The sequence below is a fragment of the Methanosalsum zhilinae DSM 4017 genome, assembly GCF_000217995.1.
Classification (GTDB): Archaea; Halobacteriota; Methanosarcinia; order Methanosarcinales; family Methanosarcinaceae; genus Methanosalsum; species Methanosalsum zhilinae.
In genome coordinates, this window is record NC_015676.1 from 1,619,748 (window position 1) to 1,637,847 (window position 18,100).

The 18,100-nt window shown below is 39.0% G+C and carries 18 protein-coding genes; 10 read left to right on the plus strand and 8 right to left on the minus strand.

The features are described 5' to 3' along the window. The first annotated feature begins 251 nt into the window (after positions 1 to 251). The 4 genes from MZHIL_RS10555 to uvrB all read left to right on the plus strand — a co-directional run bounded on the left by MZHIL_RS10555 (position 252) and on the right by uvrB (position 4,035). The gene (locus MZHIL_RS10555) at positions 252 to 1,253 is read left to right on the plus strand and encodes a hypothetical protein (protein WP_013898779.1); all 1,002 of its coding nucleotides are present in this window, start codon (positions 252 to 254) and stop codon (positions 1,251 to 1,253) included. Positions 1,254 to 1,273: 20 nt separating this feature from the next. Next, positions 1,274 to 1,522, plus strand: coding sequence for a TIGR00304 family membrane protein (locus tag MZHIL_RS07560; RefSeq protein WP_013898780.1), 249 nt, complete (start codon positions 1,274 to 1,276; stop codon positions 1,520 to 1,522). Further along, positions 1,519 to 1,860, plus strand: a complete 342-nt coding sequence (locus MZHIL_RS10560) for a TIGR00304 family membrane protein (protein ID WP_013898781.1) — start codon at positions 1,519 to 1,521, stop codon at positions 1,858 to 1,860. The genes MZHIL_RS07560 and MZHIL_RS10560 overlap by 4 nt, the downstream gene beginning before the upstream one ends. A gap of 192 nt (positions 1,861 to 2,052) precedes the next feature. Next, complete coding sequence (gene uvrB / locus MZHIL_RS07570) at positions 2,053 to 4,035, plus strand: excinuclease ABC subunit UvrB (protein WP_013898782.1); 1,983 nt, start codon at positions 2,053 to 2,055, stop codon at positions 4,033 to 4,035. Between the two features lie 64 nt (positions 4,036 to 4,099). On the opposite strand, the gene MZHIL_RS07575 is transcribed toward uvrB, so the two are convergent. Beyond that, a complete protein-coding gene (locus MZHIL_RS07575) occupies positions 4,100 to 5,128 on the minus strand; it encodes an ATP-binding cassette domain-containing protein (RefSeq protein WP_013898783.1) in 1,029 nt (342 codons plus the stop codon). A 482-nt stretch (positions 5,129 to 5,610) separates the two neighbouring features. On the opposite strand from MZHIL_RS07575, the gene MZHIL_RS10640 reads away from it, so the two are divergent. After that, positions 5,611 to 5,784 carry a DUF5350 domain-containing protein gene (locus tag MZHIL_RS10640; RefSeq protein ID WP_013898784.1) on the plus strand — a complete coding sequence of 58 codons (174 nt, stop codon included), beginning with the start codon at positions 5,611 to 5,613 and terminating at the stop codon, positions 5,782 to 5,784. A gap of 273 nt (positions 5,785 to 6,057) precedes the next feature. Next, entirely contained in the window at positions 6,058 to 7,719 is a 1,662-nt protein-coding gene (gene thsA, locus MZHIL_RS07585) for a thermosome subunit alpha (protein WP_013898786.1), read from the plus strand. 103 nt (positions 7,720 to 7,822) lie between these two features. Here thsA and MZHIL_RS07590 read toward each other — a convergent pair whose 3' ends face one another. The 5 genes from MZHIL_RS07590 to MZHIL_RS10565 form a co-directional block, all read right to left on the minus strand. Beyond that, a complete protein-coding gene (locus tag MZHIL_RS07590; RefSeq protein ID WP_013898787.1) occupies positions 7,823 to 8,938 on the minus strand; it encodes an ORC1-type DNA replication protein in 1,116 nt (371 codons plus the stop codon). 31 nt (positions 8,939 to 8,969) lie between these two features. Further along, positions 8,970 to 9,818, minus strand: coding sequence for a formate dehydrogenase accessory sulfurtransferase FdhD (gene fdhD / locus MZHIL_RS07595; RefSeq protein ID WP_013898788.1), 849 nt, complete (start codon positions 9,816 to 9,818; stop codon positions 8,970 to 8,972). Positions 9,819 to 9,923: 105 nt separating this feature from the next. Then, positions 9,924 to 10,454, minus strand: coding sequence for a putative ATP-dependent zinc protease (locus MZHIL_RS07600; protein ID WP_013898789.1), 531 nt, complete (start codon positions 10,452 to 10,454; stop codon positions 9,924 to 9,926). A gap of 14 nt (positions 10,455 to 10,468) precedes the next feature. Next, positions 10,469 to 11,650, minus strand: coding sequence for a cysteine desulfurase (locus tag MZHIL_RS07605; protein WP_013898790.1), 1,182 nt, complete (start codon positions 11,648 to 11,650; stop codon positions 10,469 to 10,471). Positions 11,651 to 11,792: 142 nt separating this feature from the next. After that, entirely contained in the window at positions 11,793 to 11,954 is a 162-nt protein-coding gene (locus tag MZHIL_RS10565) for a hypothetical protein (RefSeq protein ID WP_013898791.1), read from the minus strand. Positions 11,955 to 12,147: 193 nt separating this feature from the next. Here MZHIL_RS10565 and MZHIL_RS07610 point away from each other — a divergent pair, with 193 nt between their 5' ends. The 3 genes from MZHIL_RS07610 (at position 12,148) to MZHIL_RS07620 (ending at position 15,019) form a co-directional block, all read left to right on the plus strand. Continuing rightward, positions 12,148 to 13,422, plus strand: a complete 1,275-nt coding sequence (locus MZHIL_RS07610) for a YcaO-related McrA-glycine thioamidation protein (protein WP_013898792.1) — start codon at positions 12,148 to 12,150, stop codon at positions 13,420 to 13,422. Beyond that, complete coding sequence (locus MZHIL_RS07615) at positions 13,419 to 14,090, plus strand: TfuA-related McrA-glycine thioamidation protein (protein WP_013898793.1); 672 nt, start codon at positions 13,419 to 13,421, stop codon at positions 14,088 to 14,090. Before MZHIL_RS07610 ends, MZHIL_RS07615 begins: the two co-directional genes overlap by 4 nt. 233 nt (positions 14,091 to 14,323) lie before the next feature. Then, positions 14,324 to 15,019 (plus strand): DUF169 domain-containing protein, encoded by a 696-nt coding sequence (locus MZHIL_RS07620; RefSeq protein WP_013898794.1) that lies wholly within the window; start codon positions 14,324 to 14,326, stop codon positions 15,017 to 15,019. A 103-nt stretch (positions 15,020 to 15,122) separates the two neighbouring features. Here MZHIL_RS07620 and MZHIL_RS07625 read toward each other — a convergent pair whose 3' ends face one another. Then, positions 15,123 to 15,560: a metal-dependent transcriptional regulator gene (locus MZHIL_RS07625; RefSeq protein ID WP_013898795.1), complete on the minus strand. Its 438-nt coding sequence runs from the start codon at positions 15,558 to 15,560 to the stop codon at positions 15,123 to 15,125. 504 nt (positions 15,561 to 16,064) lie between these two features. On the opposite strand from MZHIL_RS07625, the gene MZHIL_RS07630 reads away from it, so the two are divergent. Continuing rightward, positions 16,065 to 16,808, plus strand: coding sequence for an endonuclease NucS domain-containing protein (locus tag MZHIL_RS07630; RefSeq protein ID WP_013898796.1), 744 nt, complete (start codon positions 16,065 to 16,067; stop codon positions 16,806 to 16,808). A 36-nt stretch (positions 16,809 to 16,844) separates the two neighbouring features. On the opposite strand, the gene MZHIL_RS07635 is transcribed toward MZHIL_RS07630, so the two are convergent. Continuing rightward, on the minus strand, positions 16,845 to 18,095 hold the full coding sequence (locus MZHIL_RS07635; protein ID WP_013898797.1) for an ammonium transporter family protein: 1,251 nt from the start codon (positions 18,093 to 18,095) through the stop codon (positions 16,845 to 16,847). Between the last annotated feature and the right edge of the window lie 5 nt (positions 18,096 to 18,100).

The window sequence follows — 18,100 nt, forward strand, 5'->3', positions numbered from 1 at the left end:
TAAAGAGTTCATAAACAATAATATTGATAATAAAGACATAATAGTGCTTTAATTCTCCTAAATACATATGGATACAAATTAAAAACAATAATCTTATATATAATAAAATATAACTGGTATTTTGTAGGAAGTTAAACAACATGAATGATAGATAGTATTCACAGCTATCATTCAAACACAACTTACAATAAACCACATAAACCATAGTCTGAGGGGATGAATGGTTTGTGATCCGTCATCTGAGGGGATAGATGGATCTATCACGAGGCGAAAGGATGAAGATTCGGCTTGAAATAATGGATGACGACGGAACAAAAAAAGCAAATGTCGAATTTTATGGAAAGCACTGGAAAGAGTGTTTATTAAAGTTCATCGAGTCAATTGAAAATACTCAATTTCCGTCGGCCGGATCTTCATCTCAAAACTTGCCCACCCAACCACAACAGTCTTTTTTTCCTGCCTATCAACCATATACACAAAATATGCAGCCCTCGCATGAATACATGATACGGCATAATCAGGCATATAATCCTCCATATCTACAGCAATACAGTCCACATCACATGCAATCTCCCCCACAACAGAACCCACCACCGGTCAATTTCCAGCAGAATTACACTCCGTATCAGCAGCCATACATGTTTAATACTCCACAAAACCAGGTGAATCAATCAAATGTTCAAAACATTCCTCAAAATTACCATCACCAACAACAATACTATCAGAACTACAATCCTGGCCAGCAAATAAACAGCCAGCCCCCTGTAAACAACAATTATCAGCATAATGTTAACAATCAGCAGAGAATGGGTATTAACAATCCACAACAACCCATCACAAAACAGAACCAACAACCCGAAGTATTCCATTCACAGGTCAATCAGGCAAGCACAGTCCAGCAACAGACTTCACAGGGTACCAAAACAAAAACTTCAGTATCACTAAAGGAAAAACTCAATGATGCAACACTTACAATCAATGAAAGACTCGAACTGTTCTTAAAATATGAATATCCAAGAGTCTGGTTTACATCCCAGGATATACAGCAGCATTATGAACGTATTTACGGAAATATCAAGCTCAGCACAGTTTCAACATATCTTTCAAGGATGTATCGCAAACAACTGCTTGAGAGACGTGGCAACAGGAACCAACGCCAGTACAGATATATTGCAGATGAAGATGAGACACAGACAAATAACTCATCAGAGTTCGATGCTTACCAGCAAAACACAGGCATACATTTAATTTAAATAAAAGATAATTTTCACCCATGGATTCAGGAAAAGAGTTGATCAACAAAGGAATAATGATCACTATACTGGGTTTTCTTCTAATTTTTTCGGGTATTTTGTTAACACTATTCACGGATGCGGATATCAATAAAGAATTTGGAGGGCTTATTATGATCGGCCCCATACCAATAATTGTTGGCACTTCAGCTGAAATGGCATTCACAATGGCAGTTCTGGCAATTGTAATAATTGCAGCATACATGTTTATGTGGAGGAAGCTTAGGTGATCGGAGCACTTCTGATCATTATTGGATTCGTCCTTGTATTTACAGGATTTTTGTTAATAGTTTTTGCAGGTCTTCAGAAAAACTGGCACAGAGATTATGATGAACATGATGTCTATCGCAGATATCAGCAAGAATATCATGATAAGCGCAAGTATGGCTCAGAGTCCAATATGGAACAGAAAAACAATAGAGAAAACAGGTCTGACCTACGTGGGGGAGGAATCATAATGATCGGCCCTATACCGATCATTTTTGGCAGTGATTATCAAAGTGCAAAAATATTGATCATGCTGGCAATTATTCTGATGATTATTGCACTGTTTATATTTATGATCTAAACAGATATATTGATACGATGATCTCACAGGTTTCAAATAACTGTATTCACACCATTGGTGCAGAAGTTAATTACATTGATACCTATACACAATTCTGTAAAAAAATCCAACCATTCCCATAATAAATTATTTATGGCAGCAATATTATTAAAAAATGTTTAATAAAAATAACCTGTAAGCAAACCATTTAACATGAACTCCTTCAAACTTGTATCAGATTACACTCCCCAGGGAGATCAGCCAAAAGCCATTTCGAGACTAACTGATGGCATATCAAACGGAGTTAAGCATCAAACTCTGCTGGGTGTCACGGGTTCTGGAAAAACATTCACTGTTGCAAATGTAATTGAAAATGTGCAAAAACCAACACTTGTAATTGCTCATAACAAAACACTTGCAGCCCAGTTATATTCCGAGTTCAGGGAGTTTTTTCCAGATAATGCTGTAGAATATTTTGTCAGCTACTATGATTATTACCAGCCAGAAGCATATATTCCCACAACTGATACCTATATCGAAAAGGAGTCCTCAATAAACGAAGAAATAGATAAGTTACGCTTGCGTGCAACCAAATCACTGCTTGAAAGAAGAGACGTAATCGTAGTTTCCAGTGTTTCATGCATCTATAATCTTGGATCTCCTGAAGAATGGAAAAACATGACCGTTATGCTGCAACCAGGATATGAGATTGATAAAAGTTCTCTTTTTGCAAACCTCGTCAACATCCAGTATGAAAGAAACGACATAGAACCAGTACAGGGTACATTCAGATCCAGAGGAGATACAATAGAAATTTATCCTGCACAGGAGAACTATGGAATAAGGATCGAACTGTTCGGAGATGAAGTCGACAGGATCACATACTTCCACCCGATAACAGGCAAAGTCACAAAAACTGTTAATGACGGTGAATGTGTTGTTATATATCCTGCAAAGCATTTTGTCATGCCTGAGGAAAGAATTGAAAAGGCGATCAGCTCAATAGAGGATGAGCTGGAGAGTAGACTAGTTGAACTGGAATCTGAGAATCTTCTCCTTGAAGCCCATAGACTTTCGCAGAAAACACGTTTTGATATTGAAATGTTAAGAGAGATCGGATATTGTAGTGGGATTGAAAACTATTCCCGCCATTTTGACGGAAGAATGCCAGGAGAAGCGCCTTCTTCATTACTTGATTTCTTTCCTGAAGATTATCTATTGATTATCGATGAATCCCATGTAACAATTCCCCAGATACGAGGAATGCATAATGGAGATAGAGCAAGGAAGGAATCTCTAATAAAACATGGTTTCCGTCTTCCATCAGCGTATGACAACCGTCCTCTCAGGTATGATGAGTTCGAGAAAAGGATCAATACAGCTATTTACGTTTCTGCAACTCCTGCAGAATATGAAATAAAGTTGAGTGGTGAACCGGTGGAGCAGATCATACGTCCCACTGGACTTGTAGATCCTGAAATCAGTGTAAGGCCTATCAAAAATCAGGTAGATGACCTTCTGGCAGAAATAGATAGAACAACTGAAAATAACTACAGGATACTTGTCACAACGCTAACAAAAAAAATGGCCGAAGATCTTACCGACTATCTGGCAGAAGCCGGTGTTAGGGTAAGGTACATGCACTCAGATATTGATACCCTTGAACGTGCAGAGATTATACGCCAGTTGAGGCAAAAGGGTTTCGATGTACTCGTAGGAATTAACCTTTTAAGAGAAGGACTTGACATCCCGGAAGTTGCACTTGTTGCAATTCTTGATGCTGATAAAGAGGGATTCCTGCGTTCTGAAAGATCACTGATACAGACAATTGGGAGAGCATCACGGAACGTGGATGGTCGTGTTATTCTGTATGCGGACACCATAACCGGCTCTATGGAAAGAGCAATCCGGGAGACTAACAGACGTCGTGAGATCCAGATCAGCTACAATAAATTACACAACATCACTCCACAGACAATTAAAAAAGCTGTTCAAAAGGAGCTTATTCAGAGCGAAGCCAGACAGGAAAGCAAAATTACATATCCTCCAGAGGTGGATATCAGCCAGGCAAATGTTAAAGATATAATAATCGATCTTGAATCCCAGATGTATAAAGCGGCAGAAAACCTTGAATTTGAGAAAGCTGCAGACCTCAGGGACCAGATCAGGGAAATTAAAGAAAGTTATCAGTCCTGATATTCAACTATAGATTTAATATGGTCTGACATATGTCTGTCACCTGACTTTTAACCAAAACCAATCATCTTTTTCGTGTACGCATCATATACCGAAGCCTTTGCATATCATCCATCCCGTTGGATCTCATCTTTCGTCCTGTATGATACAGGAATACATCATCAAGTGTGGGTTTTCTCAGACTTACAGATTCAATCTTGAAGTCCGATTTTTTGGATATCATGCCAAGTAATTCAGGAATAGCCTTTTCCCCTTCAGTAGCTGTGATCATAACAGTTAATCCGTCTTTAGAAACAGAGGACACCTGTGGAAGTGTTTTACAATAATCAATAAGATCAGCAAGTCCGCTTGCCACGTCTTCAGATGCTGCCGTGAGTGTGATAATGTCTCCTCCAAGTTCTGATTTAAGTTCTGCAGGAGAACCCATGGAAACTATTTTTCCTTTATCAATTATTGCGATCCTTTCACATAAATTGTCTGCCTCTTCCATGTAATGAGTGGTCAGAACCATTGTCACGTCCTCTTCAGCATTCAATTTTTTTATATAATCCCATATGTGGTTGCGTGTCTGGGGATCCAGGCCCAGTGTAGGTTCATCCAGAAACAGTATCTTAGGCCTGTGTATTAAACCCCGCGCAATTTCAAGTCTGCGCATCATGCCGCCAGAGTATGTCTTTACGATTTCATCAGCCCTGTCATCAAGTTCTACCAGCTCAAGCAATTCTTTGATTCGCCTTTGCCGGGTCTGGCGGTCCATACCATAAAGCCTTCCATGAAGTTCGAGATTTTCCCTCCCTGTAAGCCTTTCATCCAGTGTTGTGTCCTGAAATACAACACCAATTGATCGGCGTACCTTTACAGGGTCCTTTTCTATAAAATAACCATATAACTCGGCAGTTCCTGATGTCGGCCTGAGCATAGTTGATAGCATAGCTATCAATGTAGTCTTTCCGGCTCCGTTTGGACCCAGTAATCCAAACAGTTCACCTTTACTAATGCTGAGAGTAACGTTATCAACTGCAACCAATCCATTAAATTTTTTAGTAAGATTGGTTGCTTTTATCGCAATTGCTTCCACTTCATTCCCTTCCATATATGCTGACAATGAAATAATACTATTATTTTGTTACTGCTAATTATTTTTAAGGAATATATGATCATTTTATTTATCAAATGCTGCATAATTGGAATGGTTTTTTTTCGAAATGAATTAAATCTGAATACATATATATTATCCATAATTATAATAAACTTTATATACATCATTTTATATACTTTCTGTTGCAGTGCGGCAAATTGTGGTACTGATTTTAAGTTTCTATTTGCTTTCAGCCATCCCAAACAAATGTGACTCCTGTCGCACTGTTTCCCTCCTTTTTTGACCAAAATGCCAGAATTATCAGACCCTGCACATAAATGTCATGTTTCAAAAACAGTTAGAAACCTGTACAACCAGAACTTATGCAATCGCAATATTTAACTATAGGACATGCATCATTATGGCAAAAACAATATTTTATAATATGTAAAATATCTAATAACAAATCTAATAACAAGAAATAGCGAGGATTGATTATGGGAAAAACCGGTAGCATTGAATGGGTTAGAGTAAAAGGTCGAAAGGGAAGAACCATTAAAGTGAAAAAGGCTGCACAATCAAAATCACATACTGCACCTGCACAGAGATATACATCATCAGGTTCAAAAAGAAGGTTCAAACAAAGGCCAGCTAAAGCACTTGTAAAGTGAGCGAAAGCTCATTTTAAAATTATTACATTTTTTATACATACCTGCTTTACTAAAATACAGGTCTTTCAAATTTGATCTTTTCTTTGATGATTCTGATATTGAAATATATTTCAATCTCCTCATTATCTTGCTCCTGATTTATATGGATCTGACAGCCAAATCGATAGTAAAAAGCCAGAAAAAAAACGTTAGTTTTATATAGAACTACAAACATGTGAAAACCATCCTGTAACAGGATTATCTAAATTATATTCAATAGGAGGCTTAAGAAATATGGCAGGACAAATGAGTGGACAACCAATATTCATATTAAATGAGAGCAGTAAAAGAACAAGAGGACGAGATGCACAGAGCAATAACATAATGGCTGCAAAAGCTGTTGCTGAGGCAGTACGCACAACCCTTGGTCCAAAAGGTATGGACAAAATGCTTGTGGATTCACTTGGTGATGTGGTAATTACAAACGATGGTGCAACCATTCTCAAAGAAATGGACATTGAACATCCTGCAGCAAAGATGATCGTTGAAGTATCCAAAACCCAGGATGATGAAGTGGGTGATGGAACAACAACAGCTGCAGTAATCGCAGGTGAACTTCTCAAGAAAGCGGAAGATATGATCAACCAGGATGTGCATCCAACAATAATCGCATCTGGATTCAGAATGGCAGCTGAGAAATCAGGTGAAATACTGGACACTATCGCAAAAGGCATTACCTCAGAAGACGAGGCTCAGCTGATCAATATTGCAGGTACCGCAATGACCGGAAAAGGTGCTGAAGCAAATAAAGAAGTCCTTGGCAAGATTGCAGTAGATGCTGTCAGAAGTGTTGCAGAAAAAGGTGACACCAGAACTGTTGACATGGACAATATCAAAATAGAGAAAAAGGTCGGTGGCCGTGTTGAAGATTCTGAAATGATCGAAGGCATGATCATTGATAAAGAGCGTGTACACACAAACATGCCAAAGAAGGTCCAGGACGCAAAGATCGCATTATTAAACAGTGCAATCGAACTTAAAGAGACCGAAGTTGACGCAGAAATCTCAATAACATCTCCTGATCAGCTACAATCCTTCCTTGACCAGGAAGAAAAGATGCTAAAGGATCTGGTCTCAAAGATTACCGGAAGCGGTGCAAATGTTGTATTCTGCCAGAAGGGCATTGATGATATGGCCCAGCATTTCCTTGCAAAAGCAGGTATTCTTGCAGTAAGAAGAGTTAAGAAGAGTGACATGGAAAAGCTTTCACGAGCAACCGGCGGAAGTCTGATCACCAACCTTGATGAGATCTCTGAAAAAGACCTTGGTTCAGCAAACTTTGTTGAAGAGCGCAAGGTTGGCGGAGATGACATGATATTTGTAACAGGCTGCGATAATCCAAAGGCAGTCTCCATCCTGCTTCGCGGAGGTACTGAACATGTTGTCGACAGTGTCGAAAGAGCACTCAACGATGCCCTGAGAGTAGTAGGTGTAGCAATTGAAGATGAAAAGCTTGTAGCTGGTGGCGGATCACCAGAAGTTCAGGTTGCACTTGAACTGCAGGATTATGCATCATCCCTTAGTGGAAGAGAGCAGCTGGCTGTGAAGGCATTTGCAGAAGCACTTGAAGTGATTCCAAGAACACTTGCAGAGAATGCAGGACTTGACCCAATCGACACCCTTGTAGAACTTCGCTCCCATCATGAAAATGGAGAGAACACTGCAGGACTGGATGTATATACCGGAGATGTAGTAGATATGTGGGAAAGAGGAGTTGTCGAGCCTCTCAGAATCAAGACACAGGCAATAAATGCCGCAGCTGAAGCAGCTGTAATGATTCTAAGAATTGATGATGTAATCGCATCCAACAAAGCTCCAGAACCACCTGAAGGTGCCGGCGGAATGGGCGGCATGGGTGGAATGGGAGGAATGGGCGGCATGCCCCCTATGATGTAAATTCCCCCAAATATCAAAACTATGGAAAGGCAGGCCCGGTGGGCCTGCAAACACTATTTTTCATTGACAAAATTGATCAATTTCAAAATAAGAATCAAAGTACCTATTTTTCAATACACTTTAAAACATCTGCAGATGGGTAGCGAGATCTGATGAACCTTGTTCTGCCACGATTGCCTTTTCCTGAAAAATTCGTATCAACATACTGAAGCGAATCCAGTTTATTGATTATCTCATAGAAACGAGTATATCCAAGCCCGGTCTTTTCATGGAACAGACTGTACAGCTCTCCAGCCGGAGTTTGGTCTTTTTGTGATACCATCCCAAGTAACAATTTCTCTTCAGATGTAAGTGACCTGATATTTCTGCAAAGATGAACAAGCCGGGATTTTTCATAGGCCTGTTTCACGTCTTCAATAATAATTTTTCGATCTGCCCTTCTCTCAGCATTTAGACCTGCTCTTTTGAGCAGATCGATTCCAATTCGAAGATCACCTGTGTCATCAACATATTGAACAATGAGGTCTCTTACCTCATCAGATACCACATTCTCAAAAAAGGCATAGTTAATTCTGTTTGAAATTATATCCTGAAGTTCTTCAAAATTGTATCTTGGGAAATAGATTTCTTCCGGAAGAAAAACCGAACTTACTTTCTGATCAAACTGGTAAAGTTTTCCTGTTTCACTGATAATAACAACAACCCCGATCCGGGCTCCAGGATACTGCTCATGAGCTCTTAGAAGCGAATACATCAGATGATCAGCATGTCCTTCATAGAAAAGATAATTAATGTCGTCAAGGGCTACAATTAGTGTTTTTTCATCCTGAACAAGTTTATCCATGATTTTTTCAAATAATTTCCTGAAAGAGACACCTGATGCTGGAGGAGATATCTGAAATACATTTTTAAATATTCTTGATGCAACTGCGAATCTGGTGGAATCGATCTGGCAATTTACCTTGACAAAAAATATGTTATTTGTATGCTCCTTCATTTCATTAAATATCTTTAATGCAGCAGTTGTCTTACCCGTGCCCGGCGGCCCACTCAAAAGGCAATTTACCGGCCTGATATTTCTGGCAGCAGGCATCAGGCTGTATCCCAGTGACTGTAGCTGAGTATCACGGTGTGCAAATTTTTCCGGGATGTGATCTATTTCAAGTATTTCAGGATTCCTGAATATTGTTTCGTCCCAGAGAAGAATATCTTTACCCATATAATGTAGCTCCTCAAGTGAATACTAATTCCTATTTATCAGATTGGCAGGAATCTATATTCACTGATTGATTATAAATTTTTTTATTATGTAATTCTTTACTATTATAGCTGCGAGGATCTATCCTGTAAACATTTGAAAACACACTCATACAACTTTGTGAAACAAAGCCAACAAGACATAGACCCGTTCTAACAGATGCTTCTATTCCACTGTCAAAAGGTGCTGATTTTGTGGCAATTAGAGGAATTCCTGCACGAGAAGCTTTCATTACCATTCCTGCAGATTGCCTCCCTGTTGAGAAAAGATAGACCTTTGAGAGGTCAATGTTTTTAATAAATGCATGACCCACTACTTTATCTATCGCATTGTGTCTTCCAATATCCACAGATTGTGCAACCACCTTCCCTTTACTATCTATCAATGCAGCAAGATGAGTTCCTTTTGTAAGGCGATATATATCAGATTCCAGATAGTTCAGTCCTGAGAAGATTGCTTCATGAGTGAATATCTCACTCGAATTAACAGATATTTCTTCATTAAGGTTCCATTTAACACCAATGCATCCTGATGAGCGAAGTTCCTTCCATAGTTCAAGATCGTCTTCACTGGTAACCTGAATTTCAATTTCCATTCCATTTAGTGATATATCAGTGATCTCATCAAAAGAAGCAATTCCTTCACAGACAACATATCCAACGCCCAGCTCTCTTAGCTGGGACGGGGATGCAATAAGAGACGCAATATTTACATTGTTCACTTTCAGATCAAATGAAGACTCCTTTGCAACCAGATATTCTGCTGCAGATATAGAACCATTTCTTTTGATATCAAGAGAACTGAATCTGGTTGCGTATACATCAATTTCTTTCTGGTCCATTTATTCTCACTAATATAATTATTCCAAAGACATTTAGCTCAATTGCCTTTACCTCATATTTACTCATATACAATCCATATACATTCATACTATCGAGAGCCAGTATTACTTTTCGGTCACAAAATCAAAATTCCAAAGTTCAATTCCTTTGATGCCCTTTTGTAATATATGCTCCATTTCATGATCCATATTATAAGCAGGAGAACCAGTAAACTGTACAGTATTCTGCATTAGTTCCCTGATTATTATTTTCTTATTATAGGGATTGACAGTAGCAAGAAATACACGGGAAGCGGTTACCTCTATATGATAAGGCCTTTTTACAGCTACCCTTTGATCTTTGCGTCCACATTTCTCCAGCCTGGTTACACTCCCTTCCCTTTTACATATTTCAGGGTCAATGAACAGATATATCTCTTCTTCTGTGTAACCTTCCTTTCTTTTATCATCGTAAACGGTAGTAACCTTTTTAACTGAGACAGAGGAAGCCGTATCTGTAGAATAGCTCCAGGAACCACCATTTTTTAATGAGAATAGGAAGGGGATAAAATAAGAAGTATCTATATCAAAACTTTCCAGCACTCTTTTTTCTCTTTCAGAATACAGGAATATGTTCCTGAGGTCATCCATTTCCATAATTAACCTTCATTTTATGATACAAGAGATGTGATCTGACCTACAGCATCTGCAAATATGTCCACCTCTTTTACAGTATTATATAGCCCAAATGATGCTCTCACAGCCCCATCCAGTTTCAAAAACTCAATAGCAGGCATTGCACAATGATAGCCACTTCTGACACAGATACGTTTTGTTTCATCCATGATCATTGCAACATCATGTGAGTTCATGCCAGATATACTAAACGGAATCACACCAGCTCTGTTATCAGGCCCGTATATTTCCACCATCGGTATTTCTGAAAGTCTTGAAATAGCATATTCTGTAAGTTCATTTTCATGTTTTTCAATATTCTTAATCCCTATGTCCTGTATATATTCAATTGATCTTCCAAGTCCGATCACACCAGGAATATTTGGAGTTCCAGCTTCAAATCTGCCAGGGAAAGGTTCCAGTTCAAAAGAATCAATTCCAACACCGTGTACAGTTCCTCCTCCCAGATATACGGGTTCAAGATCATCAGGATCTTTTATGTACATAACACCTGTTCCCTGAGGACCAAGAAGTCCCTTGTGCCCAGAAGTTGCAAAAAAATCACAATTAAGAGCCGAAAGGTCCACTGTCATATGCCCTGCTGACTGGGCACCGTCAACCAGCACCTGAATATCATTTCTATGTGCGATCCGGATTATTGATTCAATGTCCTGAATTGATCCAAATACATTTGAAACATGGCTGATAGCTATCAATCTTGTATTATCGTTTATGGCTCCTTCTATATCGACAGGATCAATGATACCTCTGCTATCAGGCTCAATTACATCAACAAAAATACCATAACGCTTCAGATTAAGCCATGGAATAAAGTTTGAATGGTGCTCTATAAGAGTTGTTATTATATGGTCACCAGCATGCCATTCCATCCCTTTTGCAACCATGTTGATCCCTTCAGTCGTGTTTTTTGTAAATATGATCTTTGAATGATCTGCATTGAGAAATGATGCCACCTTCTCCCGGGACTCTTCATAATGATTGGTTGTTTCTCTGGCAAGACGGTGAGCTCCCCTGCCATAGTTTCCTGCAAATCTATAGAAATAATCATTCATCGCTGCCACAACCTGAACAGGTGTCTGGGTGGTGGCAGCACTATCAAGGTATATGACATCTTTTAGAACCGGAAAATCTTCTCGAATAGAAGTCACATCATACATGATTTTTTCAATGTGGTTTTTACAGAAATAGATTGTGGAAAACTTTGCAGTAAGGTAATGTCTTTTATTTGTCCATACGACATATCATGCCAATTCATGCTTGTGCAAAATTCAACGATAATTCTGAAAAAGATTATACAGGTTATTTAGCCTGCATTCCCCCATTAACAAATCTGTAAACCTCAAGTTCATCTTTTTTCATTGAGGATTCTTTCGGTTTTGTTACTGTAATGGTGATGCTGCATTTATTGCTGCATGCATCTTCTCTGATTTTTTTAGATCTATTTATAGTGCATATCATCATCTATTGCCTCCTATCTCTTCAAATTCTCTCCAGAGGAGAATATTTCTATACATAAACCGTCAGTCCCCTTCCCTCTCACTGCCGGTAAACTATATATTAAGTTTTCATAACTATTTATAACTTTTGGATAGCTGATGATTAATTCTTTTATGGTTTGAAAAATAATAATACGCATTAGAACATTTCACTATTTATGTCTCACATAACCATAGACCCATCTCTTACATACACAAGCGGTACCCAGAGAGTGTTTGATGAAAAAAGAACGCTTGAAATTATAGAGAAGGACTTAAAAAGGATTGGAGTTACAAGAATCGCAAATATAACCGATCTTGATCGAATAGGTATCCCGGTATACTCTGCGATACGTCCAGGTGCTGCCAGTGGTGCGATCTCCATTTATTCTGGTAAAGGTTTTACTCATAATCAAGCCCGGATATCTGCAATGATGGAAAGTTTTGAGCGCTGCCTTGCCGAAAGGGCGTCTGAGAACGCAAATATCCAGGATGATGCTGACCTGATCAACTTTATTGATACCTATGAAAATGTAGTTCAGGAAAAGGTAGCATTAGATCCATTAAATCTCCTTCTACCTGAACCAATTAATCCTGAAAATCTTATTGAATGGACCCAGGGTTTTGATCTATTAAACGATCAGGATTGCTATGTTCCTTCAAATGCAGTATATCATCCATATAATCCACCTGGCAGATCGCATAAACTATTCAGAAGTAACACTAACGGACTGGCGGCCGGAAATGTAATAGAAGAAGCGGTTCTTCACGGAATTCTGGAAGTTATAGAAAGGGATGCACTAAGCATTGCTGAATTTAATAGAAATCCTGGAAAGGAGATTATACTAACTCCTGGTGATGGGATAAATTATGAACTTATACAGATGTTCCATAAAGCAGGGGTGGATATTAAAATATGGTTACTTCCACACGATACAGGCATTCCAACAGTTGTAGCAGCAACAGATGATGTTCATCTGAAAGATCCTGCAATGCTTGTAATGGGTGCAGGCTCCCATCTTAAGCCAGAAATTGCAATTAGGAGAGCACTTTCAGAAGCTGCACAGTCAAGGCTGGTTCAAATACATGGTGCCCGTGAAGATACAGATAGAGAAAGGTTTGTTCGCCAGATCGGTTATGAACGTATCAAGCGCATGAACAAATACTGGTATGTAGACGGAGATACTATAACAACTGAAGATATTCAGGATCTTTCAGGAAATTCCCCTGCAGACAATATATATACATTGGTCAAAGAATTGGAGGGACTTACAGATAGCATAGTAATAACAGATCTATCAAGAAAAAGCATCAATGTACCTGTTGTCAGGGTAATAATTCCTGGCTTTGAACAATATACCCTGGATCGGGAAAGAGTTGGAAAAAGGATGAAAACCGGTAAGAAACGCCGCCTTTCCAGAGAAGAGCGTCCATGGAGACAGAGACGAAAATGAATGACAATAGCCCAAAGATTGTTGTATTTACAGGAACCAGTATATCCCATTCAGATGCAGGTGAAATACTGGAAGCGGTTTACATGCCACCAGTGCAGAGATGTGATGTTGAAAGATCCGTAAAGGCAGGATACAATATTATCGGTATCATAGACGGAACTTTCTTTAACAGAACTGCAGTTGCTCACCGTGAGATCATAAAAGCAATTCGTAATGGTGTTATTGTCATAGGAGGTGCAAGTATGGGTGCTCTGAGGGCTTCAGAACTGGATACGTATGGTATGATCGGTACTGGTAAGATATATGAATGGTACCGTAATGGAGTACTTGACGCAGACGATGAGGTTGCTGTAGCAACAAACCCTGATACCTATGAAGCAGTCTCTTCCCCGATGGTCAATATCAGACAGACCCTCCTGCATGCCTGTGAAAAACAGATTATCGATGATTCTATCAAAGAGATTCTTATTCAGATAGGAAAACAAATGCATTATACATATCGCAGCTATATGGGGATTATGAGAAAAGCAGCAGACGAGGAGATTATATCTGCAGATCTTGCAGAGGATCTACTTGAATTCTGTATTAACAATGAAGTGGATATTAAAAGAAAAGATGCATTGAAAGTGCTTGAAAGGATAAAGGAAATTGCAGGACATGAACAGTAGATTTATCTGTTTTTTATATTAACAGTGATTATACTTTTTTACCCAGGAGAAGTTAACACTCAGGTCCTGAACTAAGACCATTATTAAGTGCCCTTTTAATTTTTCCTGAATTTCTTACTACCGGATAACAGCAACATATCTATATTTTAAGCATTCATATTTATTTAGTTAGAATAGTCGTTTGATCAGGTTGGAGACCTGGCGGCAGAAATAATCAGTCTGGAGATATAATAATGGATATTGATAAAATGAACAAGATGGGACGTGAGCTGATAGATATATTTAATCTGGACACATCACCTGTATCGATATCCCTCATTCCATCAACGCATGATGTACCTGAGGGAATCCAGAGACTGGAAGATCCTTCACGCCACTGTCAGATGATAGATAATGTGAGACGTGAAGGCATATCATTTTATACCTTTGTAGATGACCACAAATGCAAGGGTGGCGCGGCTGCTATTGGGCTATGTGCCATGTCTCAATCTCTTGAGACCGGAGATTTCTACTATAAACTTAAAAGATTCAACACCATCAACGCAGCCAGACGTACAATGCAGCAGATTCCGGTTATTCCTCCTGAATCGATCAAATCAATTGTATATGCACCCCTTGAAAAAACGTCTCTGGAACCTGATGTGGTTGTAATCATTTCAAATCCTGAAAAAATAATGAAGATCTCACAGAGCATGCTTTACAAGCATGGAGGAAGAGTCAATGCCAGTTTCGCAGGTATACAAAGCCTTTGTGCAGACAGTGTTGCACAGCCCTATCTTTACGGAACTGCAGGAGTAACCATAGGATGTAGTGGAAGCCGCAAATACACTCAGATAAAAGATAGTGAAATGATAATAGGTATTCCTGCAGAGCAGCTGGAGGATCTGGTTGAGGCAGCAAAGAAAATGTTCCCTCCAAAGGCAGATTGATATTTTCAGAGAGAGTATTTTCTCTCTTTTCCTTATCATTAAAAGTTATATTTTCGGTGATTTGACCCCCGGCCCAGTATACTGACATATACAGCACAATTGGTTAACACTTATTATCTGAGTGGTTTTCACATTCTTTGTGACTGATCAAACCGCAAATACTTGTTGTTGGATGACCCATTGATTTACAAATACGATCAATGGCCTCCTTTGAAACTTTGCTTTCAAACCTTGATACTTCTCTGCATGCATCTTCCCCCTTTATTCCATAATGGCTCAGCATAAGACTCAGTATCCGATGTCTGCGTATGGAAAATTCTGCATACTCCCTTCCAATATCGGTCAATTTAACACCGCGATAGGGGATATGGTCCACGTATCCTTCAGCATTGAGTTCCTGCAATGTCTTAGTTGCAGTCGAGGGATCTACCTGGAGCTGCTTTGATATCTGGGTGGTCCTGATACTTCCTTCTTTTCCAAAAAGATATTTAAGATAATCAATTTTTCTGGACGAAAGTTCTAGACCTGTAATATTACTCATGAACTTATATAAACAAAAATAGTTATTTAAAGTTTCCTTTTATCCAAAAATCAGAACTAAATTCAAAAAAAACACTCACATCTGCATTGTATAACAAAAAAACATGATTTTCAGATTGTTTTCAGATTGATAAATACTTTCACCGCGCTTACTTTGCTTTAATATAGTTTTCAATTGTAGAATGAATTGAGGTGAAAACAATGGATGAAACCTTTGAAGGACTCTTTGAACGCTCTATATACTATGAGCAGTTTGAGCAATTTGAAAGAAAATGGGAACGAAACTGATTAGATTAAATGTCCATCTTTAGTGACAATATAATACATCTAGCATATCTCTGGCCGCGTATCTCCCTCTATCCCGTTATAAACTATCTATTTTTTTCATGAAATGCGGCCAGATTTTTGATTTCTTTTGACCTTTCAATATTCAACTTCTGGAATACTTATACGAAACCTATTTAAAAGCCTCTTTCCTAAGAACGGTACGTATGGGTGAAGTTTAATGCATAAATATTTTCTTTATAGGCCCAAAAATGACTGTGATGAAAGTATAGACCAACTTGAAGAGCTTCTTGAAAAAATTTCGAACAAACATGATATCGAATATCATGTGATTGATATCGAACACATGACTTCTCAGCAAAAGGAAGAACTCCTTGAATCCCTGCGAATAATAAGCCGCAGGGAAGGAATAAAAGTAGTCAGCAGTGGCAAGGGTCCGCTACCAGTATCCAGATCCGGTAAATTGAATAATATTCCAGTAATTGTGAGAGTTGAAAATGGAAAGAACATTGATGTATTTCCCCATGTTAAGAACGGAAAAAGAATAGAACCTATCCCCCACCTGAAAAAGATGTTTATGGCAAAGGCTCCATCTGAATGTATTATTGATGAGAGCATCACAGAAGAGGATATATCCCGCATGATCACATCCTACCCTGATCTGATAGACAATGATCTGATGTTTCTGGACACTGAGGTCGAAGTAGAGGGAGGGAGAATAGATGCTGTATTCAAAAATACCCGGGATGAATACACACTTGTTGAAATCGAAATTGAAGCTAATGATAATGCCATTGCCCAGGTTCAGCGATTTAAAATTCCCTATTCTCAAAAATATAACATTCCTCTTGATAGCATAAAGCTCTGCATTGTTTGTGCAGATATCAAAAAAAGCAGGATCACAGCCTGCAGAACAGCCGGTATTGAAGTATATAAACTGAACCTGCTGAAGTTAACGGATTGAAAATAAAAAAGGAGATGCTGATTAATGTCAGCATCTTTATTCATTCAGTATTTTTTCACCGGATCTGCTGGCTGGTGCCACCACTTTACCATCTTCAGTTACAACTGGTTCTGGTTTCCATCCAAGGAAGTCAGCATTATCACTGAACATCAAGGATTCATCCATATCTCCTCTTGTAGCTTTCAGAATAAGACCTGTTATTGCTCCTGTAACAAGAGAGAGGATGAGAACTCCTACAAGACTGATGATGTTGACCATTCCAGCAGCGAAAATCGCTCCGAATATAGCTCCCACTATACCAGGGACACCGTGAAGGTTGTGTACACCCATTACATCCAGTACACCTGCCTTTTCACATAGCCATGGATGTAGTTTCACAAAACAGAACACTGAAACTGTACCTGCAACCAGACCGATTCCCAGTGCAGTCCATGGATCAACCGATATAAGTGGAGACCCTATAGCCACCAGACCTGCCAGCAGTGCATATGTATAAACAAGCGGATCAACCCTTTTCTGAAGTAGCATGCATGTAAAATATGCTGCAATTATTGATCCCAGTCCTGCCATGTAAGCTGTGAACATACCCCAGTTTACAAGATCTGCAGGCAAGAGAGCAGTTACGAACGAAGGCCAGAGTACAAACAATAGCATGGATGCAAGCCAGACAAAAGATATACTATGTGTAGACGTATCCATGGGTTCATTGAATGCTCTCTTTTCTCTGAGTGCTAGTATTACACCCCAGCCCCAGTAGGCGGCTACCATGTGAACAAGCATTGATCCTCCAGGATCAACAACACCTTCAAGATATCCAAACATAAACCAATCTATTGCAATCCAGGCTGGAGCAAATAGTATTCCTGCCAGGAAATACTGCCACATTTTGACAGTGCCCAAAAACACCCCGATCGCAATCACAACCGTAATGGAACAGAATATGCTCAGGATCATTAAATCCTGGCTCCATGGTTCTCCAAATACGAACTGCTGTATTGCCATATATGTTATGAAGCTTCCAGCAAGAACAAGCAATGTGGCAAGACATATTCCCCATTCGAACTTCTTGATGAAAAGCATGAGGAAAGCCACAAGCATTAACATGAACCAGACATCCATGTTCTTATGGTATTTATGTAACTCATCTTCCAGATGAGTCATATCTTCAGTAAGGCCTTCCTGACCTGTTGGTGTTGTCAGATCTGCTGAAACAGCAGGAACCAGCAGGTTAACAAGGCACATTACAAGGATAAGTAATAATGTTCCTCGAAACATTGAATTTCCCATTTTAA